Genomic DNA, 20,190 nt, shown 5'->3' with positions numbered 1-20,190 from the left:
TAAAAGGGGCCGACAGCCGATGGCGATAAGGGGCATGGGAATGAGCAACGACACGGGACACGGGCCGGTGAAGCGCTTGCTGGTCAATGGCCCGAAGGGCGGGATCGGCAAGACGACGCTGAGCCGCAACATCGCGGTGGCGGCGGCGCTCGACGGCTGCGCGGTGGCGACGCTGGATCTCGATCCGCAGCGCAGCCTGACCAAGTGGTTCGCCAAGCGTCCGGACGGCATGGCGTCCATCACCCATTTCGAAGCGGGCATGACGCCGACCGACATCCGGGCGGCGCTGGACGGCATCGCGGGCTTCGACCTGCTGGTGATCGACACGCCACCGTCGATCGAGGACCATCCGGAGGAGTTCAAGCTGCTGGCGCTGTCCTCCGACCTGATCGTTGTGCCGACCGGGCAGAGCGACGATGACCTGGATTCCGTCCGGCCCTGGATGCGCTTCGTCCGCCGCTATGGCAAGAACGCTGCCTTCGTCATGAACCGCGTCAAGCCGCGCACCCGCGGCTTCACCGAGGCGCAACGCAAGCTGCTTGGCGATGGCCGGATCTGCCCGGTCGAGGTGCCGGACTATGAGGACATCCAGTTCACCGCCGGCCGCGGTCTCGGCCTGCTGGAGCTGAAGGGGGGCAAGGGGGCCGAGCATGTCGCCGGCGTCTGGGCCTTCGTCCGCCATGAACTGGAGCTGGCGCAATGAGCGGGTTCAAACAGGTTTCCAAGGCCCAGGCACGCCGCCACATCGCGGTGGACGAGCGGATCGAGCGCATGTCGGAAGCGACGGTCGACCTCGTCCGGCGCGAGGAGTTCGTCCAGGAAATCTCCACCCTCTGGCGCAGCGCGCAGGAGAAGTTCCTGCTGATCGGCCGCTATCTGGTCCAGGCGCGGGCCCGGCTGCCGCATGGCGAGTTCCAGGCGATGGTCGAGAACGAACTGCCTTTCGGCTATCAGGTCGCCTATCAGCTGCGCATGGTGGCGGAGGCGGTGGACAGCGGACGCCTGCCGGGACCGAAGCTGCCGCCGAGCTATGCCACCGTCTATCAGCTCGCCACGCTCACCAGCGAGCAACTGCGGCTGGCCGATCAGCGCAACCTGATCCGGCCCGACGTCACCCGGCCGGAGATCGTGCGCTTCAAGCGCGACCTGCGGAACAAGGCCATCGACCATGTCAGCCGCCGCGAGGCTCTGGAGGCCGAGCGTGACCGGTTGCGCGAGCGGCTGGCGGTGCTGGAGGCGGAACTGGCGACGCTGGCCGACGAGGATTGAGGGCAGCCGGCGATGACGGTGCGGCATGCGAGGATCCGGAACGGGGATGGGTGAGGCATGCTGGACCTGAAATCGCTGGAGACCTTCATATGGACGATGCGGCTCGGCGGGTTTCGCCGGGCGGCGGAGCGGTTGAACACCACCCAGCCCGCCGTCTCCGCCCGCATCGCCCAGCTTCAGGACGAGTTGGGCGTGGTGCTGTTCGAGCGCGTCGGCCGGCGGGTGGCGCCGACGCCGCAGGCGATGGTCCTGCTGACCTATGCCGAGAAGATGATGGCTCTGCGGTCGGAGCTGCTGACCGCGGTGGCGGACCGCAGCGCCATCCGCGGCGTCATCAGACTGGGCGTGGCTGAGACGGTGGTCCACACATGGCTGAGCCAGCTGATCGAGCGGCTGAACGCCCTCTACCCCGCCGTGTCACTGGAGATCGAGGTGGAAACCTCACCCAGTCTGCGCGACGCGCTCGCCCGGCATGAGCTGGATGTGGCGGTGATGCTGGCCTCCTACACCGACGTGCGGTTCAGGGCGATCCCGGTCGGCAATTACCCGCTGGGCTGGGTGGCGAGCCCGGCACTGTCGCTGCCGGCGGAGCCGGTGTCGCTGGCCGATCTGGCGGCTTGGCCGATCATCACCTTCTCTCGCACCACCCAGCCCTATGGCGTGATCCGGGAGATGTTCTCATCCATCGGCCTGCCGGTGCGGATGTTTGGCAACAGCTCGCTGGCCAGCGTCGTGCGGATGGCGGTGGATGCGGTCGGCGTCAGCGTGATCCCCACCGTCATCGTCCAGCGCGAACTGGCGGAGGGACGGCTGCGGCTGATCCGGTCGCAGGCGACCCTGCCCGGCATGACCTTCTGTGCCGCCCATTCCGCCACGGCGGAGAACCATATGGCGTCGGTGGTCGCGGATCTGGCGGCCGAGGTCGCTGCTCATTACGAGGCGACCACCGGCAACGAGGCGCCCCGCGCCGCCGAGTGACCCGCGCGCATTAGCAAGCGATTGATCGTCGCTGTTTATCAATCCAGATCAAAACATACGATTGGACGGACCCAAGACTGTTCGTGTCATCATCCTGTCAGAGGCGCACCAAACAGCCGCAAAGGCACGCGCCGCAAGCCACCAAGGCACTGAACAGAGGAGATTCACGATGCGGTTCGCGGCAGCGATCACCGAACCCACCCGCACGCCCGATTTCCAGGCGAACGCCAACGCCAAGGTTCCCACCCGCCGGCAGACGATCAAGCGCCTGCTGGCCGCGGCGGCCCTGCTGACCACGACCGCGCTGACCGGCATCGGCTTCGGCACCGCGTCGGCCCATGCCGAAGACGAGATCCGCATCGGCGTGATCTATCCGCTGACCGGTGCTGCCGCCTCCACCGGCGTGGAACTGAAGGCCGCCGCCGAACTGGCCGCCGCCATCATCAACAAGGAAATCCCCGCCCCGCCGGGTCTGGTCGCCGGAATCGGCCTGCCGCACCTGCACGGCGCCAAGATCAAGCTGATCTTCGGCGACCATCAGGGCAACCCGCAGGTCGGCGCCACCGAGGCGGAGCGTCTGATCACCAGCGAGAAGGTCGTGGCGCTGACCGGCGCCTATTTTTCCAACGTCACCGCCACCGCCAGCCAGGTCGCCGAACGCTATGGCGTGCCCTTCCTGAACGGCGAGTCCTCGTCGGCCTCGCTGACCCAGCGCAAGTTCAAATGGTTCTTCCGCACCACCCCGCATGACGACCTGTTCGTCGGCAACTTCTTCACCTTCCTGCACGACATGGAGAAGAAGACCGGCGACAAGCTGCGCAGCGTCGCGTTGTTCAACGAGAACACGCTGTGGGGCAACGAGACGACCAAGCTGCAGGTGAAGCTGGCCGAGGAGCAGGGCTTCACCATCGCCGAGAAGATCCTCTACCCGGCTAAGACGACGCAGATGACGTCGGAGGTGCAGCGGATCAAGGCCGCCGCCCCGGCGGTCATCATGCAGTCCAGCTATCTCGGCGACGCCATCCTGTCGATGAAGACCTACAAGGAACTCGGCTTCTCGCCCAAGATGCTGCTGGCCAACGACGCCGGCTTCAACGACAGCGAGTTCCTGAAGACCATGGGCAAGGATGGCGAGTTCGTCATCAGCCGCGAGGTCTGGGCGCTCGATCAGGCCGAGCGCAACCCGCTGATCAAACAGGTCAACGACCTGATGCACCAGCGCTCCGGCGTGAACTTCAACGGCAACTCCGCCCGCGCCTTCACCGGCATCGCCGTGCTGGCCGACGCGCTGGACCGTGCCGGCTCGACCAAGCCCGACGCGATCCGCGAGGCGCTTCAGAAGACCGACATCCCGGCCAGCGGCCTCATCATGCCGTGGAAGGGCGTCAAGTTCGACGCCAACGGCCAGAACGAACTGGGCCAGGGCATCATCGTCCAGGTCCAGGGCGGCCAGTATGTGACGGTGTGGCCGTTCGACGTGGCGACCAAGCCGGTCGTCTACCCGATGCCGGCCTGGGACGGACGCTGACCCGGCGCTTTTTTCATTGGAGCTTTGGCTGGTAGACATCCGGCCCGCCAAAGCTCCTCCGGCCCACCCTGACCGCAAAAGGGGCGCGGCAATGACCGCAGACATTCTCATCCAAGTGCTCGTCTCGGGCCTGCTGATCGGGCTGATCTATGCCCTGGTTGCGGTGGGCCTGACGCTGATCTTCGGCGTGATGGACATCGTCAATTTCGCCCATGGCGAATTCCTGATGCTGGGCATGTATGCCAGCTTCTGGGCCTTCGCCCTCTTCGCCATCGACCCCATCGTGGCGCTTCCCCTGACCGCCCTGCTGCTGTTCGCGGTGGGCGTCATCGTCTACCAGACGGTGATCCGCCGCATCCTGAAGGCGCCGATGCTGTCGCAAATCTTTGCGACCTTCGGTCTGATGATCCTGCTGCGCGGTCTGGCGCAGTTCTTCTGGAAGCCGGACCACCGGCTGATCCCGCACAGCCTGGTCAGCGGCAACATCGCGCTCGGTCCCGTCCAGTTCGGCCTGCCGCAGTTCGTGGCGGCGCTGGGGGCGGTCGGCGTCACCGGCGCCCTGTGGATGTTCCTGCACCGCACCCGGCTCGGCACCGCGCTGGAGGCCACCGCCATCGACCGTGAGGCGGCCACCCTGATGGGCATCGACGGGCAGAAGATGTTCGCGCTTGCCTGGGGCATCGGCGCCGCCTGCGCCGGTCTGGCCGGCGGGCTGATCGCCACCTTCTTCCCGATCTTCCCCGAGGTGGGATCCAACTTCATCCTGATCGCCTTCGTGGTGGTCGTGCTGGGCGGCTTCGGCAGCGTCACCGGCGCCTTCCTGGCCGGCATCATCGTCGGACTGATCGAGGTGCTTGGCGGATTCCTGATCGGCCCGGAATACAAGACCGCCATCGTGCTGTCGCTGCTGCTGGTCGTGCTGCTGGTGCGTCCGCGCGGCCTGCTGGGGAAAGCCTGATGACGACCGGAACCAACTTCTCACGTAAAGCGATGGGCACCGGCGCCCTGCTGGCGCTTGCCGCCGTCCTGCCGCTGGCGATCACCGAGCCGTCGCAGCAGAATTTCCTGATCCTGATCCTGATGGGCGCCCAGATGGGCGTCGCCTGGAACATCGTCGGCGGCTATGCCGGTCAGGTCTCGCTCGGCCATGCGGTGTTTTACGGCATCGGCGCCTACACCTCGACCATGCTGCTGACGACTCTGGGGCTGACGCCCTGGATCGGCGCCCTGGCCGGCGGGCTGGTGGCGGCATTGTTCGCGCTGGTCATGGGCTGGCCCTGCTTCCGGCTGAAGGGGCATTATTTCGCCATGGCGACCATCGCGGTGGCGGAGATCATGCAGATCCTGGTCACCAACAGCGACTTCCTGGAGGGCGCCGTCGGCCTCTATCTGCCGATGGACCGCAGCGGCTGGGGCTGGCTGATCTTCCTGTCCAAGCTGCCCTACTACTACATCATCCTCGGCCTGCTGGTGCTGACGGTGCTGGTGTCCTGGGCGATCGAGCGCAGCCACATCGGCTATTATTTCCGCGCCATCAAGGACGAGCCGGAGGCCGCCCGCGCTCTCGGCGTCAGCCTGACCCGCTACAAGCTGATCGCGCTGTCGGTGTCGGCGTTCCTGACCGCGATGGGCGGTAGCTTCTACGCCCAGAAGGAGATGTTCATCGACCCGGGCTCCGTCTTCGCCGGGACAATCTCCATCAAGATTGCGCTGATCGCCATCCTGGGCGGGGTGGGCCGGCTGACCGGGCCGGTGCTGGGCGCCGTCATCCTCATCACCATCGAGGAATACAGCCGCACCCTGTTCGGCAGCACCGGCTCCGGCACCGACATGATCATCTACGCCGCCATGATCATCCTGGTCGCCGTGTTCAGCCCGTCCGGCGTGCTGGGCCTGCTGGGCGACCTGCGCCGCCACCTTCCGGGGGCAAAGCATGATCCGGTGAAGGCCGGGAAGTTGGAGGTCCGCCCGTGAACACCGCTCCCCTGCTTGCCGTCGACGGCCTGGGCAAGGCCTTCGACGGACTGGTCGCCAACCGCGACATCAGCTTCATCGTCCATCATGGCGAGATCATCGGGCTGATCGGCCCGAACGGCGCCGGCAAGACCACGCTGTTCAACTGTCTCGCCGGCTTCCACACCCCCACCACCGGCCGCATCGCCTTCGAGGGGCACGACATCACCGGCTCGACGCCGGAGGCCGCGGCGGCGCTTGGCATCGCCCGTACCTTTCAGATCGTCCGCGTCTTCCAGTCGATGACCGCGCTGGAGAACGTCATGGTCGGCGCCATGCTGCGCAACAAGCGGGTGGCCGAAGCCCGCGACCGGGCCGAAGAGGAACTGGCCTTCGTCGGCCTGTCGCACCGGGCGGACACTCCGGCGTCCGACCTGACGGTGTCGGAACAGAAGCGGCTGGAGGTCGCCCGCGCGCTCGCCACCGAACCGAAGCTGATCCTGCTGGACGAGGTGATGGCCGGACTGAACCCGACCGAGGTGCGGGAGGCATCGCAACTGGTCCACCGCATCCACCAGCGCGGCATCGCCAGCATCATCGTCGAACATGTGATGGAGGGCATCATGCCCATCGCCCACCGGATGCTTGTGCTGGATTATGGTGCCAAGATCGCCGACGGCACACCGGCCGAGATTGCCGAGAACCCGGCGGTGATCGCCGCCTATCTGGGGGAGTGAGACGATGCTCCAACCGACGCTGTCCGAACCCGTCCGCCCCGTGGTCGTCGCACCGCCGGGCGAGGCGATGCTGCAGGTCCGCAACATCCAGTCCAGCTACCGCCGGGTACCGGCCATCCGCGACATCAGCCTGACCCTGAAGCGGGGCGAGATCGTCGCGCTGGTCGGCGGCAACGGCAACGGCAAGTCCACCACGCTGCGCGCCGTCGCCGGACTGAACGCTCTCGATGGCGGGTCGGTGCTGCTGAAGGGCCAGGACATCTCCGCCGTGCCAGCCCATGAGCGGGTGAAGCGCGGGCTGGTGCTGGTGCCGGAAGGGCGCCGACTGTTCCCCCGCCTGACCGTGGAACAGAACCTGATGCTGGGCGGCTTCACCACCAGCGATGCGGCAAAACGCGAGGAAACGCTCCAATTCGCCTACGACACCTTCACCGTGCTGGGCGAGCGGCGGAAACAGCAGGCCGGCACCCTGTCGGGCGGCGAACAGCAGATGCTGGCGATGTGCCGCGGGCTGATGAGCCAGCCGGATCTGCTGATGCTGGACGAGCCGTCCTGGGGCGTCGCGCCCAAGCTGGTGACCCGCATCTTCGAGACCATCCAGCTGATCCGCCGCCGCGGCATCACCGTGCTGCTGGTCGAGCAGAACGTCCACCGCGCGCTGGAGATCGCCGACCGCGGCTATGTCATCCAGACCGGCCGCGTCGTGATGGAAGGCAGCGGCCAGGACCTGCTGGGCAACGACGAGGTGCGGCAGGCGTATCTGGGCATGTGAGGGGGCGGAGTTAGACCCCCACCTAACCTCCCCCGCTGAGCGGGGGAGGGACTGCCGCCAGTCTCCCGAACAAGCACCTAACCCCCTCCCCCGCCCAGCGGGGGAGGGTCGGGGTGGGGGCAAGGCGAAGCCAAAACCTCCACACACACACCAACCCCCGGACCATCCACATGAGCAATCCCCTTTTCCCCGCCGCCGCCGAACGCCTGCGCATCCGCAGCGGCGCCGTCAGCGGCCAGACCGCCGGGCTTGCCCCCGGCCATGTCCAGGCGAACCTCGCCATCCTGCCGGCGGATTGGGCCGGCGACTTCCTGCGCTTCTGCCAGGCGAACCCGCGGCCCTGCCCACTGCTGGCGGTGTCGGAGGTCGGCGATCCGCGCCTGCCGACTCTCGGCCACGACATCGACATCCGCACCGACGTGCCGCGCTACCGCGTCTATCGCGACGGCGTGCTGGCGGACGGGCCGACCGACATCACCGACCTGTGGCAGGATGACTTCGTCGCCTTCCTGATCGGCTGCTCCTTCTCGTTCGAGGAGGCGCTGCTGGCCGACGGGCTGCCGGTGCGGCACATCGCGATGAACCGTAATGTGCCGATGTACGAGACCAACATCGCCTGCACCCCCGCCGGCCGCTTCCGCGGCAACATGGTGGTGTCGATGCGGCCGATGGTGCCGAAGGACGCCATCCGCGCCATCCAGATCACCTCGCGCTTCCCGTCGGTGCATGGCGCGCCGGTGCATTTCGGCGACCCGGCCGCCATCGGCATCCGCGACATCGCCGATCCCGAACATGGCGAGGCGGTTCCCATCGAGCCCGGCGAGGTGCCGGTCTTCTGGGCCTGCGGGGTGACGCCACAGGTCGCGATCCGCAATGCCCGTCCGCCGATCGCCATCACCCACAGCCCCGGCGCCATGCTGATCACCGACCTGCTGAACACGCACCTGTCGGTGCTCTGACCACTCCGTCTCCCTTCCAAATTTCCTGCAACACCGGCCGCTGCGCGGGCATTCCGCCTTGCGCGGCAACAGTGGAGGCTTGCCCGATGCCGCGTCCGTTCTCCTCCCGCCTGCTGTCCTCGTCCATTCTCGCTGCCGGCCTGCTGGCAGCTGCGGCGCCGGCCTCGGCCGACCAACTGCGCATGGTGGCGCTCAGCTTTCCGCCGCTGATCTATGATGACGGCGGCAAGCCGGCCGGCATCGCCTACGACATCGTGACGGAGGCGATGAAGGCCGCCGGACATTCCGTGACGGTGGAGATCATGCCGTGGGCGCGGGCACTGGACACCGTGCGCGAGGGCGGGGCGGATGCCATCTTCACCGCTTACAAGACGCCGGAGCGCGAGCAGTTCCTGAACTACTCCACCCAGGTGCTGGTGCCGCAGGTGGTGTCGCTGTTCGTGGCGAAGGACAGCCCGGTCAGCTTCGACGGCGACCTGTCCAAGCTGGCCGACCGCAAGTTCGGCGTGGTCAACCAGATCAGCTACGGCTCCATCGTCGACGACGCGATCAAGACCGGCGTGCTGCCTGCGGTGGAGAAGTCCAACGACAGCGACAGCAACGTGAAGAAGCTGGTCTCCGGCCGCTTCGACGTGATGCCGAGCAACCGCTATGTCGCGCAGTATTTCCTGAAGCAGGCCGGCGCGCTGGACAAGGTGAAGGAACTGAGCCCGGCGGTGCAGGACATCCCCAGCTACATCGCCTTCACCAAGGCGCGCGACACCACAAAGCTGCGCGACGACTTCGACAAGGGGGTCGCGGCGATGAAGGCCAGCGGCGCCTATCAGCAGATCCTGGACAAATACGCCCGCTGAAGATCGCCCGCTGACCGGCGGGCGCCTTCCCTCCTTCGACCAGACTTCGAGAAGCCGCCATGAGCGTGACCACTTCGTTTCCGGCCCCCGTTCTGCGGGCGGCCGGGGACAGCGCCCTGATCGTCGAGTTGGGCGACGGCATCGCCCAGGACCTGAACGCCGCCGTCCACCGGCTCGACCGCCGCATCGCCGTCGCCGCCCTTCCCGGCATCGTGGAGACGGTACCAACATACCGCTCGCTCCTGGTGCAGTTCGATCCGGCGGTGACGGCGGCGGAGCCGCTGGGGCAAGCCTTGCTGGGACTGGCGGCGGATCTGACCCAGGCGGCGTCGGAACCGCAATTGCGCTGGATCGTGCCGGTCTCCTTCGGCGGTGCCCACGGCGAGGATCTGGACGATGTGGCGCGCCGGTCGGGCCTGAGCGCCGAGGAGGTGGTGCGACTGCACTGCACCGCCGACTACCGCGTCTATATGCTGGGCTTTTCCCCCGGCTTCGCCTATCTCGGCGGATTGCCGGAGGTGCTGCACCAGCCGCGGCGCGAGAACCCGCGCATGGTCACCCCGGCGGGCAGCGTCATGCAGGGCGGGGCGCAGGCGGCGATCTCCCCCATCGCCATGCCCAGCGGCTGGCACCTGTTGGGCCGTACCCCGGCGAGGACCTTCGATCTCAAGAGGGATCCGCCCTTCCTGCTGGCACCCGGCGACCGCATCCGCTTCACCGCCATCAGCGCCGCCGAGTTCGACCGGCTGGAGGCAATCAGCGGCTACCTGCCCGACTGTGAGACGGTGACCGCACCCGCCGCCCTGCTGCAGGGAGCCGCCGCATGACCAGCCATCTGCGCATCGTGGCCGCAGGTCCCAGCTCCACCATCCAGGATCGCGGGCGGGTCGGGTATCAGCGCTATGGCGTTTCGGTCGCCGGTGCGGCCGATCCGCTGCTGCATGCCGTCGCCAACGCCCTGGTCGGCAACCGGCCGGGGGAGGGGGCGGTGGAGTTCACCCTGGCCGGCGACAGCGTGGTGGTGGAGGGCGGGCCGGTGCGCGTAGCCGTCGCCGCCGATGTGGAGTTGACGGTCGATGGCGATCCGGCACCGGCCTGGACCAGCCTTCGCCTGACCGATGGGCAGACCCTGCGCATCGGTGCCTTGCGCAGCGGCATGCGCGGCTATTGGGCGGTGGAGGGCGGCTTCGCCCTTCAGCCGGTTCTGGGCAGCGTCTCCACCCACATACGCAGCCGTATGGGTGGGCAGGACGGCGGCGCGCTGAAGGCCGGCGACCGGCTGCCGCTGGCCCTGGATCAGGCGGCGGATCGGGGAGAGCGCTGCCTCGACCCGTCGCTGTTGCCGGCGCGCGGCGGGCGGCTGCGCGTCATGCTGGGTCCGCAGCAGGATTACTTCACCCCGGCCGGCATCGAAGCCTTCCTGGAAGAGGACTATACCGTCAGCCACGAGGCCGACCGCATGGGCTGCCGGATGGACGGCCCGGTGATCGAACACGCCCGCGGCTTCAACATCACCTCGGACGGCATTCCCTTGGGGGCGGTGCAGGTGCCGGGCACCGGGCGGCCCATCGTGCTGCTGGCCGACCGGCAGACCACCGGCGGCTATCCCAAGATCGCCTGCGTCGTCGGGCCGGACGTCGCGGCGCTGGCACAGATGCGACCGGGCGAGCGGCTGCGCTTCACCGCCGTCGATGCGGCGGAGGCCGGACGCATCCAGGCCCGCCACCGCGAGATGGTGGACGGCCTGCCGGCGCTGCTGCAATCGGCCGGCGGCTTCGCTCTGTACGACAGCGGCCGGCTGCTCGGCTTCAACCTGATCGGCGGCGCCGTCACCGGCTGGGACTGATTCCGCTTTCCTTCCGTCACCCACAATGGAGGTCTCCCGATGCTGCAGCGTGTGGGCCGTACCCTTGCCATGCGTGTCGTCGTTCCCATCGCCCTGATGGTCACGGTCATCAGCGCGACCGGCATAGCCGCCGTCGTCACCGTCAACCGCGAGGATGCCCGCACCGCGTTGGAGGACCGGGCCGCCGTCACCGTCCGCGTCATCGCCGGCGGGCTGGCCGAGCCGTTGTGGAACGTCGATGCCGAATCCGCCGCGGCGCAACTGGCGGCGCTGTCCAACGATCCCGACTATCTCGGCAGCCGGGTGCTCGATCCCAAGGGACAGCTCTTCGCCAAGAGCGGCGACGTGTCGGACGGCGACCCGTCGGTGCTGGTCCGCCGCGCCGACATCCAGCGCAAAAACGGCGCGCGCGTCGATACGCTCGGCACGGTGGAAATCCACCTTTCACCGCGCCGGGCGGAGGCCCAGGCGCGGGAGCGGGCATGGCTTTTGGCCGGCGGTGGGCTGGCGGCGCTGGTGGCGCTGTGCGGCGTGCTGTTCCTGATGGTGCGCGGCGCCACCCGGCCCATCGTCCGGCTGACCGGGGTGATGACGCGGCTGGCCGCGGGCGACGGGGCGGTCGATGTGCCGTCGCTCGACCGTCGCGACGAGATCGGCCGCATAGCCGCCGCCGTCCAGGTGTTCAAGGAACAAGGTGCAGCCAAGCAGCGGCTGGAGGCCGAACAGGTCGCGATGCGCCGGCAGGCCGAGGCGGAGCGGCATGCCGCCATCGCCGCGGTCGCCGACGATTTCGAACGGCGCGTCGGCAGCGTACTGGGCGATGTGCTGCGCACCACCGACGGCATGGGCGCCGCCACCCGCGACCTTGCCGATGTGGCGGAACACAACGGTCAGGTCAGCAGGCAGGCCGCCGGTAACGCCGCTGCGGTGAATTCCTCTGTCGACGGCATGGCCGCCGCGGTGGACGAACTGGTGGCCTCGATCCGCGAGATCTCGGCCCAGGCGCAGCATTCGCAATCCATCGCCGATGAGGCCTCGCGCCGGGCCACCCGCGCGACGGAGCAGGTGGCGGGGCTGGTCCAGGCCTCCGACCGGGTGTCGGCGGTGGTGACGCTGATCCATGCCATCGCCAAGCAGACCAACCTGCTGGCCCTGAACGCCACCATCGAAGCGGCGCGCGCCGGGGAGGCCGGCAAGGGCTTCGCCGTGGTGGCCGGCGAGGTGAAGGCGCTGGCGACCCAGACCGCCAAGGCCACCGAGGACATCGAGACGCAGATCCGCGCCATCCAGGGCTCCACCGGCTCCGCCGCCGACGAGATCGTCGAGATCGCCCGCGTGGTGGAAAGCCTCAGCCAGATCAGCGCCTCCATCGCCGCGGCGGTGGAGGAGCAGAATGCCGCGACGGCGGAGATCGGCCGCGGCGTTGCTGAGGCGGCGCAGGGGGTGCGCGCCCTGCTGGGTGACGTCAACGCCACCTCCGACGTGGCGGGGCAGACCGGCGCCGCGTCCAACCAGCTGGACGGCGCCGCCGGCATGCTGGCGGAGCAGATGGGGGCGATGCGCAGCGAGGTTGCCGGCTTCATCCATTCCCTGCGACAGTCGGAGGCGGCGTGAGAACGCCCGACAGCTTCGTTTGACTGACTTGAGAGAAACGCCATGCCGAGCATCGATCTGAATTGCGACATGGGGGAGGGGTACGGCGCCTGGACCATGGGCGACGACCGGGCGATGCTGGACATCGTCACCTCCGCCAACATCGCTTGCGGCTTTCATGCCGGCGATCCCACCATCATGGCCGACACCGCCCGGCTGGCGGGGGAGAAGGGGGTGCGCATCGGCGCCCATCCCGGCTTCGAGGACCGCCCCGGCTTCGGCCGTCGGGTGATCCGCGGCATAACCACCACCGAGGTCGAACGGCTGGTCGCCTATCAGGTGGGGGCGCTCCAGGCCTGTGCCGCGCTGTCGGGTCAGCGGGTGACCCATGTGAAGCCGCACGGCGCGCTCTACAACATGGCGGCGGTGGAGCCGGATCTGGCCGGCGCCATCGCCCGCGCGGTCAAGGCGGTGGACCCCGCCCTGCTGTTCGTCGTCCCGCCGCTGAGCGCCATGGAGCGCGCCGGGCAGGATGTGGGGCTGCGCGTGGCGCGCGAGGCTTTCGCCGACCGCACCTATGAGGATGACGGCACCCTGACGCCGCGGACTGTGGCCGGATCGGTGATCCACGACCCGGATCTGGCCGCCGCGCGGGTGGTGCGGATGGTGCTGGACGGGGCGGTGGAAAGCCGCCACGGCACCCGGCTGCCGATCGTCGCCGACACCATCTGCGTCCATGGCGACACGCCGACCGCGGTGGCGATGGCGGCGACGGTGCGCCGCGCGCTGGAAGAGGCGGGGGTGGTGGTGCGGGCGGTGGGGAGCGTTTGATTTCCTGCAGGTCTTTGCCCCCTCCCTAACCCTCCCCCGCTCTCAGCGGACCTATGGTCCGCCTGCCGCGTCAGCACAAAGCGGAGCTTTGTGCGAGAGCTGCGCGGGAGAGGGGACTGCCGCCGCTCCTTTGCGTTGGTTCTGCAAGCGTCCAACCCCCTCTCCCACCGAAGGTGGGGGAGGGATGGGGAGGGGGCAGCCAATGCCCGCACCCTCCCGTAATACGCGAACCGCCGCCCATCTTTGCATCGCAACATGCAAAGATCAGGTCACAGTTTTGTCAGAATTTTAGACGAACATCCCCCAAACGAGAAAGGATACACAGGGCCGTGTCGACCGATGTGGATAGTCGATCCTCGGCCAAACAGCACAGGTCTTACCCATGCAACGACGAATTTCCATGCCTATTCTGGCGGCAGTGGCGATTTTTTCGGCCGGTGAGGCGTATGCTGACATTCTCTACCAAAAGGGTAGTGTTGCAGATCAGCGACATTTCTTGCAGGTCGATATCTCATGGGGGGAGCTGGAGATCGGGCAGACCGACAGCGCCCGCAACCGTCTGGTGGGATCGTCGATCCTGCCGCCCTCCTATGGGGCCGGTAACAGTGCGGCAAAGCTGACCTACTACACCCCGCCGTTGCGAGGGTTCGAGGTGGGGGCCAGCTATACGCCGATGCCCCGCGGCAACGGCGACATGCCCGATCCGCGTGAGGCGATGCATCTGGTGGAGGCGGCGGTGCGCAAGACCATGCAGCTCGGCACCATCAGCACCCGGCTGACCGCCGGCACCAGCCGGGCGCGGGTGCGCAGCGACAGCCGGCGGCTGCCGCGCCAGACCTGGATGGTCGGCACCCAACTGGCCTGGAAGAGCGTGACCCTGAACGGCGACCTCCGCCAGCAGGAGGAGGCGGACGGTGCCTCGCTCCGCAGCCTGAACGCGGCGCTTGCCTATGGCAGCGACGACCTGACCCTGTCGCTGCGGGTGCGGCGGACGGTTCCTTACGAAGGCGTCGCCGGCGGCCATTACCTCGCCGACCTGACCTACCACATCACGCCGCGCTGGCAGGTGATGGCCGACACCGACATCGATACCAGTGCCGATTCCCTGGCCGCCGTGGTGAAGGTCGGCGCCCGGCTGCTGTTTTAGCGGCGGAATGGGCGGGGGGAATAACAACTCCCCCCGCCTTGACGGGGGACGAGCCGTTCAGTTTGCCGCGAAGCAATAGATCAGCCCGGCGCCGCCGGTGCCCTTCAGCGCGTCCTGGCTGCAGCCGCCGCGCGAGGCGTGCGAGGAGTTCCAGGACTTCGCCGGCGGTTCCTCGTTCAGGCCCATGCGGTCATGGTGGCCAAGCATGGCGGCGCCCTCGGTGCCGCTCTTCGTCCAATTGCCGCAGGTCATGTCCTGGCCGGCGGGGAAGGCGGTGCCGTCCGGTTGCGACCCGGTCAGGATGTCGTGCGTGTTGGGCTGGTCGCCGCGGCCGTTGACCATCTCACCCTTCTCGTTCAACGCGGTCTGCTTGGTCAGGGCGTTGGTCCCGTGCAGTTCTTCGACCGAGCGGGCGATCACCTCGCCCTTGGCGTTCTGCCAGGGGCCCTTGCCGATGCGGTCGCGCGCGTTGACCGCCGGCTGGCCGTCGGCGGCCTGGGTGCTGAGATAGGCCCGCCAAGTGCGGTTGCCGGCGCCCGCAGCTTCGGCCAGCTGCTGGCAATGCCGGTCGGCACCGCTCAGCCCGCCGAGATCGGCTCCCTTGCCGCTGCCGACGCTGGTGACGAAGAAGGTCATGGCGGACGGGCCGGCCTGCTGCGCCGCCGCAACCCCTGGGATCGCCAGCAGGACGGCGGCCGCCGCCGCGATGCGGACGCTTGCACTGATCATGGGTTTCCTCCGTTGCTGCTTGATTTATGGCCGCGATGGACCTTGCTGGCAGAGCCAGTTGGATGAAGACGCTTGGGCCGGGCGATTCATTCCCCTGCTTTCGCCGAACCCAGCACGGTGGCCAGCCGGTCGGCCGCCTCGTCCACCTCCGCTGCCGTGGTGCCGCGGCCGATGCCGAAACGCAGGCTGGCATGGGCATCCATCACCGAGAGGCCGATCGCCAGCAGGACATGCGATGCCTCGCTCGCGCCGCTGTGGCAGGCGGAGCCGGTGGCGACGGCAAGTTCCGGCAGATCCAGCAGCCGGTCGGCGGCGTCGATGCCGGGAATTGTGACGTTCAGGCAGCCGGCCAGTCCTTCCGCATCGCCATTGCGGCGGATGCCGGGCAGGTGCCTTTGCAGCCTTTGCCACAGCCGGTCGCGCAGGTTGCCGATGCGCCGGGCATCCTCCTCCCGCCGTTCGAGTGCCAGCCGGCAGGCGGCGCCCAGCCCGACGCAGAGCGGCGTCGGCAAGGTTCCGCCCCTCAGGCCCCGCTGCTGCCCGCCGCCGGGAGAGGGCGGCACAGGACGGAAGGGCCGGCGGACGATCAGCGCGCCGATCCCCATCGGTCCATAGAGCTTGTGCCCGGACAGGCTGAGACCGTGGATCCCCAGCGCCACCATGTCGAGGGCGCGGGTGCCCAGGATCTGCACCGCGTCGCTGTGCATCGTCGCGCCATGGCGGGCCGCCACCGCCGCCAGTTCGGCCAGCGGCTGGACCGTCCCGACCTCGTTGTTGGCGGCCATCACCGAGACCAAAGCCGGTTTCGGCAACTCGCTCAGGACGTTGTCCAGGGCCGCGGGATCGACCCGGCCGCCGAAATCGACCGGCAGGACCGCCACCGCATGGCCGCGACGCCGCAGTTCCGGCAGGCAGCCCAGCACGCTGGCATGCTCCACCGCCGACACGACGCAGCCGCCGCCCGCCGGGACGCCGCCCAGCAGCGCCAGCGTGTTGGCCTCGGTGGCGCCGGAGGTGAAGACCACCTCGCCCGGCTGCGCACCGACCAGCGCCGCGACCTCCGCCCGCGCCTGTGCGATGGCGTCGCCGGCACGCCAGCCGGCCGGGTGGGCTGCATGCGGGTTACCGACGGCATCCGCGCGCATCCAGGGCAGCATCGCCTCAAGAACCTGCGGATCGAGCGGCGTCGAGGCCAGATGGTCGAGATAGATCATGCCGGCCACTATCGCGCCATCGGCGGCGGAAGGGGAGAGGGGCCGTCGTTACTGCGACGGTTGGTCCGGCCGCTCCGCCGGCCGTTCCGCCGATTGGGCGGCGTTGCTGCCGCTGACGCGCCAGACGGCGTTGCCGACATCGTCGGCGACCAGCAGCGCACCCTTGTTGTCCAGCGTGACGCCGACCGGGCGGCCCTGCGCCTTGCCGTCCTTGTCGAGGAATCCGGCCAGCACGTCGACCGGGTCGCCCGCCGGCTTGCCGTTCTGGAAGGGCACGAAGATCACCTTGTAGCCGCTGGCCGGCTCACGGTTCCACGATCCGTGCTGGCCGATGAAGGCGCCCTGCTGCAGGTTCGGCGGCAACTCGCCCTGGTGCGAGAAGGTGAAGCCGAGCGAGGCGGTGTGCGGACCCAGCGCGTAGTCGGGCGGGATCGCCTTGGCGACGAGGTCGGGACGTTGCGGCTCCACCCGCTGGTCGACATGCTGGCCGTAATAGCTGTAGGGCCAGCCGTAGAAGCCGCCGTCCTTCACCGAGGTCATGTAGTCGGGAACGAGGTCGCTGCCGATCTCGTCACGCTCGTTGACGGAGGTCCACAGCTCGCCGGTCACGGGGTTCCAGTCCATGCCGTTCGGGTTGCGCAGACCGGATGCGAAGATGCGGTGCGCCCCGGTCTTCAGGTCGATTTCCCAGATGGCGGCGCGGCCCTGCTCCGCCTCCATCCCGTTCTCGCCGACATTGCTGTTGGACCCGACGGTGGCGTAGAGCTTGCCGCCGTCGCGGCTGGCGATGATGTTCTTGGTCCAATGGTGGTTGATCGGCCCGGCCGGCAGGTCGACGACCTTGACCGGCTTGGCCGTGATCTTGGTGTCGCCTTCCTTGTAGGGCACCTTCACCACCGCGTCGGTGTTGGCGATGTAGAGGTCGTTGCCGACCAGCGCCATGCCGAAGGGAGAATACAGCCCCTGCAGGAAGGGTTCGCGGACATCGGCCTTGCCGTCGCCGTCGGTGTCGCGCAGCAGGGTGATGCGGTCGGCGCTGGGCGTCTTGGCGCCGGCCTTCCCCATCACCAGCCCCATCACCCAGCCCTTGATCCCTTTGCCGTCCTCCGGCTTCGGCGGGGCGTTGGTCTCCGCCACCAGGATGTCGCCGTTGGGCAGAGCCAGCAGCCAGCGCGGATGGTCCAGCCCGGTGGCGAAGGGGGTGACGCTCAATCCCTGGGCGGCGGCCGGCTGCGCGCCCTGCGGCCAGCCGATGGCGTCGGCGATGTTGACCGTGGGGATCAGCGAGGAATTCGGTTCCGGCAGGGTCGGGTTGGGACCGGTGCCGGCCGACACCGGCAGCGTCGCCTGATCGCCGCAGCCGGCGAGCGACAGGACCGCGACCGTCGCGGAAAGCATGAGGGCTGGCCGTATGGTGCTGTGCATGCGCCGAAATCCCGCGTCTGTGGGCCTGGAGGGAGTACCCACGGTCAACGGCAGGGCGGAGGTGTTGGTTCCGCTCTTTGGTTCCGTTGCGAACGTCAGTGCGGCCGGGCGAGCGCCCGCAGTTCCCCCGCCAGGGCGGCGGCCAGCCGGTTGCCGTCGCACAGCGGGCCGGCGGCCATGCGGCCACGCAGGGTTCGGCGCAGTTCCGCCAGCCGCTGGGGATCGGACGCCCAGGCGACGGCGCGCTCCACATAATCGGCCGGGTCGGCGGCGATGCAGCCTTCCACCTCCGCCACGGTCAGGAAGGCCAGCGAGTGGCGGCTGGAGAAGGTATCCCCCGGCAATGTGACGACCGGCACCCCCATCCACATCGTCTCCAGCGTCGTGGTGCTGCCGGAGAATGGGAAGGGGTCGAGCGCCACATCGACCGACGCGCACCAGCGCATGTGGTCCAGGCTGCTGGTGGCGCCCACCATCGTCACCCGGCCGGGGTCGATGCCGGCGGCGGCCAGCCGGCCGCGCCACAGATCGGCGGTGACGGGGCAGGACAGCGCCTTGGTCTTCATCAGCAGGCGCCCGTCCGGCACCCGCCGCAGGATGGCCGCCCAGGCCGCCAGCACGCCGTCGTTCAGCTTGGTCAGGATGTTGAAGCTGCCGAAGGTGACCGGCCCGCCCGACAGGCAGGGCGGCGGCGTCAGCGGAAGCTCCGTATCGTCACCGGGCGGGTCGTAGGCGATGAAGGCATCGGGCATGCGCAGCACCCGCTCCGCATAGAAGGCCTCCATGCCCTCCGGAACATGATGGCGGTCGGCGACCAGCGCATCCATGGCGGCGAGCCCGGTGGTCGCCATATAGCCGGACCATGCGACCTGCACCGGCACCGGCTTGCGCGCGAAGACGCCGGGCCGGCCGCGGGCGTTGTGACCGGCAAGGTCGATCAGCACGTCCGGCCGGTCATGGCGGATCCGGCTCGCCACCTCGGCATCCGGCAGCCCGGCGACCGCGGTCCAGCGTGCCGCCACCTTGCGGAAGCGGCCGGTCACGTCGTCGGACTCGGTCTGGTTGGCGTAGAGCAGCAGGCGGATGTCGTGGGCGGGCAGCGCCTCCACCGTGCGGACGGCGAACAGGCCGGCAGGGTGGCGGCGGAAATCGCCGGACAGGATGGCGACGGTCAGCGGTCCCTTGGCGGCGTTAGTCTTTCCGGCAGCCGCTTTGCCTGGCTTGACCCAGCGCCCGCGATGGGGCGCGCCATGAACGCGGTCCCAGTCCCGATGCGCCTCCAGCACCGCCGCCGCCGTCACCCCCGGCCGGAACAGCAGCAGATAGGCCTGGTTGGAGCGCACATCGGCCAGTGCGGGATCGAGCGCCAGCGCCCGCCGGTTGCCCAATTCCGCCGCGTCGAGCAGCCCCTGGCCCTGCCGCACCAGCGCGAGGTTGGCATGCGCCTCCGCCAGTGCCGGGTTCAGCGCCAGCGCGGCGCGGTAGGCCTCGGCTGCCGCGCCCAGCCGGTCGGCGCGCTGGCGCACCTCACCCAGCCGCAGCAGGCAGTCGGCCAGATCCGGGCGGGCGCTCACGGCATGGCGGGCGGCACTCTCCGCGCCGTCGCGGTCGCCCAGCGCCAGACGGGCGGCGGCGAGGTTGGACAGGGCCGGGGCATGATCGGGGCGCAACGCCAGCGCGCGGGCCAATGCCGCCGCCGCGTCCCGCGGCCGGTCCTGCGCCAGCAGCAGGCCGCCGCGGTTGGCATGTGCCTCGACGAAGGTCGGATCGTCGGCCAGGGCGGCGCGATAGGCGTCGTCAGCGTCGGCCTGCTGGCCGAGGGCGGCCAGCACGTTGCCCAGGTTGAAGCGGGCGCGGGCATAGCCGGGGCGCCGCGCCGCCGCCTGCCGGAAGGCAGTCGCCGCCTCGTCCAGCCGTCCGAGCGCCTCCAGCGCGTTGCCCAGATTGTAGAGCGCCTGGGCGAATTCCGGCCGCAGGCGCACCGCCTGCCGGTGGGCCGCCACCGCCTCCTCCAGCCGGCCGAGGGCCTTCAGCGCGCTGCCGAGATTGTCGTGATAGTCGGCGACCCGGTGGTTGTGCTGGATGGCGCCGCGGATCAGGGTGACGGCACGGTCGGGCTGGCCCGACTGCAGATGGACGACCCCCAGCAGGTGGGCGGCGTCGCCATGGCCGGGCATGGCGTCGAGCACGGCATGGTAGAGGGCCGCCGCCTGGGCCAGCCGGCCGGCCTGATGATGCGCCACCGCGGCAGCCATCGCTTCCTGGATCGTCGCCATGACGACCGTCATACCGGTTGGCGGGGTCCGGTGCCAGCCCTTTCCCGGCATGCTGTGCCGATGCGCAATGCGGGTTGGA

Annotated in this window: 19 protein-coding genes; 15 read left to right on the top strand and 4 right to left on the bottom strand. The window is 69.0% G+C overall.

Going from position 1 to position 20,190, the window contains the following annotated elements; translation table 11 throughout:
* Positions 1 to 40: 40 nt before the first annotated feature.
* The 15 genes from PWS46_RS21920 (at position 41) to PWS46_RS21850 (ending at position 14,467) form a co-directional block, all read left to right on the top strand.
* A complete protein-coding gene (locus PWS46_RS21920; protein WP_085085908.1) occupies positions 41 to 703 on the top strand; it encodes a ParA family protein in 663 nt (220 codons plus the stop codon).
* On the top strand, positions 700 to 1,269 hold the full coding sequence (locus PWS46_RS21915) for a hypothetical protein (protein ID WP_109151800.1): 570 nt from the start codon (positions 700 to 702) through the stop codon (positions 1,267 to 1,269). The genes PWS46_RS21920 and PWS46_RS21915 overlap by 4 nt, the downstream gene beginning before the upstream one ends.
* 57 nt (positions 1,270 to 1,326) lie before the next feature.
* Positions 1,327 to 2,247 carry a LysR family transcriptional regulator gene (locus PWS46_RS21910; protein ID WP_434623463.1) on the top strand — a complete coding sequence of 307 codons (921 nt, stop codon included), beginning with the start codon at positions 1,327 to 1,329 and terminating at the stop codon, positions 2,245 to 2,247.
* A gap of 169 nt (positions 2,248 to 2,416) precedes the next feature.
* Positions 2,417 to 3,775, top strand: coding sequence for an ABC transporter substrate-binding protein (locus tag PWS46_RS21905; protein WP_434623462.1), 1,359 nt, complete (start codon positions 2,417 to 2,419; stop codon positions 3,773 to 3,775).
* Positions 3,776 to 3,866: 91 nt separating this feature from the next.
* Positions 3,867 to 4,733: a branched-chain amino acid ABC transporter permease gene (locus PWS46_RS21900; RefSeq protein WP_085085914.1), complete on the top strand. Its 867-nt coding sequence runs from the start codon at positions 3,867 to 3,869 to the stop codon at positions 4,731 to 4,733.
* Positions 4,733 to 5,749, top strand: a complete 1,017-nt coding sequence (locus PWS46_RS21895) for a branched-chain amino acid ABC transporter permease (protein ID WP_434623461.1) — start codon at positions 4,733 to 4,735, stop codon at positions 5,747 to 5,749. Before PWS46_RS21900 ends, PWS46_RS21895 begins: the two co-directional genes overlap by 1 nt.
* The gene (locus PWS46_RS21890; RefSeq protein ID WP_434623460.1) at positions 5,746 to 6,465 is read left to right on the top strand and encodes an ABC transporter ATP-binding protein; all 720 of its coding nucleotides are present in this window, start codon (positions 5,746 to 5,748) and stop codon (positions 6,463 to 6,465) included. Before PWS46_RS21895 ends, PWS46_RS21890 begins: the two co-directional genes overlap by 4 nt.
* A gap of 4 nt (positions 6,466 to 6,469) precedes the next feature.
* The gene (locus PWS46_RS21885; RefSeq protein ID WP_434623459.1) at positions 6,470 to 7,237 is read left to right on the top strand and encodes an ABC transporter ATP-binding protein; all 768 of its coding nucleotides are present in this window, start codon (positions 6,470 to 6,472) and stop codon (positions 7,235 to 7,237) included.
* Positions 7,238 to 7,407: 170 nt separating this feature from the next.
* Positions 7,408 to 8,196 carry a putative hydro-lyase gene (locus PWS46_RS21880; RefSeq protein WP_434623458.1) on the top strand — a complete coding sequence of 263 codons (789 nt, stop codon included), beginning with the start codon at positions 7,408 to 7,410 and terminating at the stop codon, positions 8,194 to 8,196.
* Positions 8,197 to 8,282: 86 nt separating this feature from the next.
* The gene (locus PWS46_RS21875; RefSeq protein WP_434623457.1) at positions 8,283 to 9,050 is read left to right on the top strand and encodes a substrate-binding periplasmic protein; all 768 of its coding nucleotides are present in this window, start codon (positions 8,283 to 8,285) and stop codon (positions 9,048 to 9,050) included.
* Positions 9,051 to 9,109: 59 nt separating this feature from the next.
* Positions 9,110 to 9,877, top strand: a complete 768-nt coding sequence (gene pxpB, locus PWS46_RS21870; protein WP_434623456.1) for a 5-oxoprolinase subunit PxpB — start codon at positions 9,110 to 9,112, stop codon at positions 9,875 to 9,877.
* A complete protein-coding gene (locus PWS46_RS21865) occupies positions 9,874 to 10,896 on the top strand; it encodes a biotin-dependent carboxyltransferase family protein (RefSeq protein WP_434623455.1) in 1,023 nt (340 codons plus the stop codon). The genes pxpB and PWS46_RS21865 overlap by 4 nt, the downstream gene beginning before the upstream one ends.
* Before the next feature lie 39 nt (positions 10,897 to 10,935).
* A complete protein-coding gene (locus tag PWS46_RS21860) occupies positions 10,936 to 12,510 on the top strand; it encodes a methyl-accepting chemotaxis protein (RefSeq protein ID WP_434623454.1) in 1,575 nt (524 codons plus the stop codon).
* Between the two features lie 42 nt (positions 12,511 to 12,552).
* Entirely contained in the window at positions 12,553 to 13,320 is a 768-nt protein-coding gene (locus PWS46_RS21855) for a LamB/YcsF family protein (RefSeq protein WP_434623453.1), read from the top strand.
* Positions 13,321 to 13,702: 382 nt separating this feature from the next.
* Positions 13,703 to 14,467 (top strand): porin, encoded by a 765-nt coding sequence (locus PWS46_RS21850; RefSeq protein WP_434623452.1) that lies wholly within the window; start codon positions 13,703 to 13,705, stop codon positions 14,465 to 14,467.
* Between the two features lie 57 nt (positions 14,468 to 14,524).
* Here PWS46_RS21850 and PWS46_RS21845 read toward each other — a convergent pair whose 3' ends face one another.
* The 4 genes from PWS46_RS21845 to PWS46_RS21830 form a co-directional block, all read right to left on the bottom strand.
* Positions 14,525 to 15,196 carry a hypothetical protein gene (locus tag PWS46_RS21845; protein WP_434623451.1) on the bottom strand — a complete coding sequence of 224 codons (672 nt, stop codon included), beginning with the start codon at positions 15,194 to 15,196 and terminating at the stop codon, positions 14,525 to 14,527.
* Between the two features lie 86 nt (positions 15,197 to 15,282).
* Positions 15,283 to 16,410 (bottom strand): cysteine desulfurase family protein, encoded by a 1,128-nt coding sequence (locus tag PWS46_RS21840; protein ID WP_434623450.1) that lies wholly within the window; start codon positions 16,408 to 16,410, stop codon positions 15,283 to 15,285.
* Between the two features lie 48 nt (positions 16,411 to 16,458).
* Positions 16,459 to 17,808: a PQQ-dependent sugar dehydrogenase gene (locus PWS46_RS21835; protein ID WP_434623449.1), complete on the bottom strand. Its 1,350-nt coding sequence runs from the start codon at positions 17,806 to 17,808 to the stop codon at positions 16,459 to 16,461.
* 122 nt (positions 17,809 to 17,930) lie between these two features.
* Positions 17,931 to 20,111: a tetratricopeptide repeat protein gene (locus tag PWS46_RS21830; RefSeq protein ID WP_434623448.1), complete on the bottom strand. Its 2,181-nt coding sequence runs from the start codon at positions 20,109 to 20,111 to the stop codon at positions 17,931 to 17,933.
* Positions 20,112 to 20,190: the final 79 nt, after the last annotated feature.

Source organism: Azospirillum sp. B2RO_4, from assembly GCF_051124815.1.
GTDB lineage: Bacteria > Pseudomonadota > Alphaproteobacteria > Azospirillales > Azospirillaceae > Azospirillum.
The sequence above is the reverse complement of the archived record's forward strand: the minus strand, read 5'-3'. Positions and strand labels throughout refer to the sequence as shown.

Bases quoted from the DNA above. Each gene is read 5' to 3' on its own strand.
- PWS46_RS21920 (WP_085085908.1), top strand. From the start codon at position 41: ATGAGCAACGACACGGGACACGGGCCGGTGAAGCGCTTGCTGGTCAAT.
- PWS46_RS21915 (WP_109151800.1), top strand. From the start codon at position 700: ATGAGCGGGTTCAAACAGGTTTCCAAGGCCCAGGCACGCCGCCACATC.
- PWS46_RS21910 (WP_434623463.1), top strand. From the start codon at position 1,327: ATGCTGGACCTGAAATCGCTGGAGACCTTCATATGGACGATGCGGCTC.
- PWS46_RS21905 (WP_434623462.1), top strand. From the start codon at position 2,417: ATGCGGTTCGCGGCAGCGATCACCGAACCCACCCGCACGCCCGATTTC.
- PWS46_RS21900 (WP_085085914.1), top strand. From the start codon at position 3,867: ATGACCGCAGACATTCTCATCCAAGTGCTCGTCTCGGGCCTGCTGATC.
- PWS46_RS21895 (WP_434623461.1), top strand. From the start codon at position 4,733: ATGACGACCGGAACCAACTTCTCACGTAAAGCGATGGGCACCGGCGCC.
- PWS46_RS21885 (WP_434623459.1), top strand. From the start codon at position 6,470: ATGCTCCAACCGACGCTGTCCGAACCCGTCCGCCCCGTGGTCGTCGCA.
- PWS46_RS21880 (WP_434623458.1), top strand. From the start codon at position 7,408: ATGAGCAATCCCCTTTTCCCCGCCGCCGCCGAACGCCTGCGCATCCGC.
- PWS46_RS21875 (WP_434623457.1), top strand. From the start codon at position 8,283: ATGCCGCGTCCGTTCTCCTCCCGCCTGCTGTCCTCGTCCATTCTCGCT.
- pxpB (WP_434623456.1), top strand. From the start codon at position 9,110: ATGAGCGTGACCACTTCGTTTCCGGCCCCCGTTCTGCGGGCGGCCGGG.
- PWS46_RS21865 (WP_434623455.1), top strand. From the start codon at position 9,874: ATGACCAGCCATCTGCGCATCGTGGCCGCAGGTCCCAGCTCCACCATC.
- PWS46_RS21860 (WP_434623454.1), top strand. From the start codon at position 10,936: ATGCTGCAGCGTGTGGGCCGTACCCTTGCCATGCGTGTCGTCGTTCCC.
- PWS46_RS21855 (WP_434623453.1), top strand. From the start codon at position 12,553: ATGCCGAGCATCGATCTGAATTGCGACATGGGGGAGGGGTACGGCGCC.
- PWS46_RS21850 (WP_434623452.1), top strand. From the start codon at position 13,703: ATGCAACGACGAATTTCCATGCCTATTCTGGCGGCAGTGGCGATTTTT.
- PWS46_RS21845 (WP_434623451.1), bottom strand. From the start codon at position 15,196: ATGATCAGTGCAAGCGTCCGCATCGCGGCGGCGGCCGCCGTCCTGCTG.
- PWS46_RS21840 (WP_434623450.1), bottom strand. From the start codon at position 16,410: ATGATCTATCTCGACCATCTGGCCTCGACGCCGCTCGATCCGCAGGTT.
- PWS46_RS21835 (WP_434623449.1), bottom strand. From the start codon at position 17,808: ATGCTTTCCGCGACGGTCGCGGTCCTGTCGCTCGCCGGCTGCGGCGAT.
- PWS46_RS21830 (WP_434623448.1), bottom strand. From the start codon at position 20,111: ATGGCGACGATCCAGGAAGCGATGGCTGCCGCGGTGGCGCATCATCAG.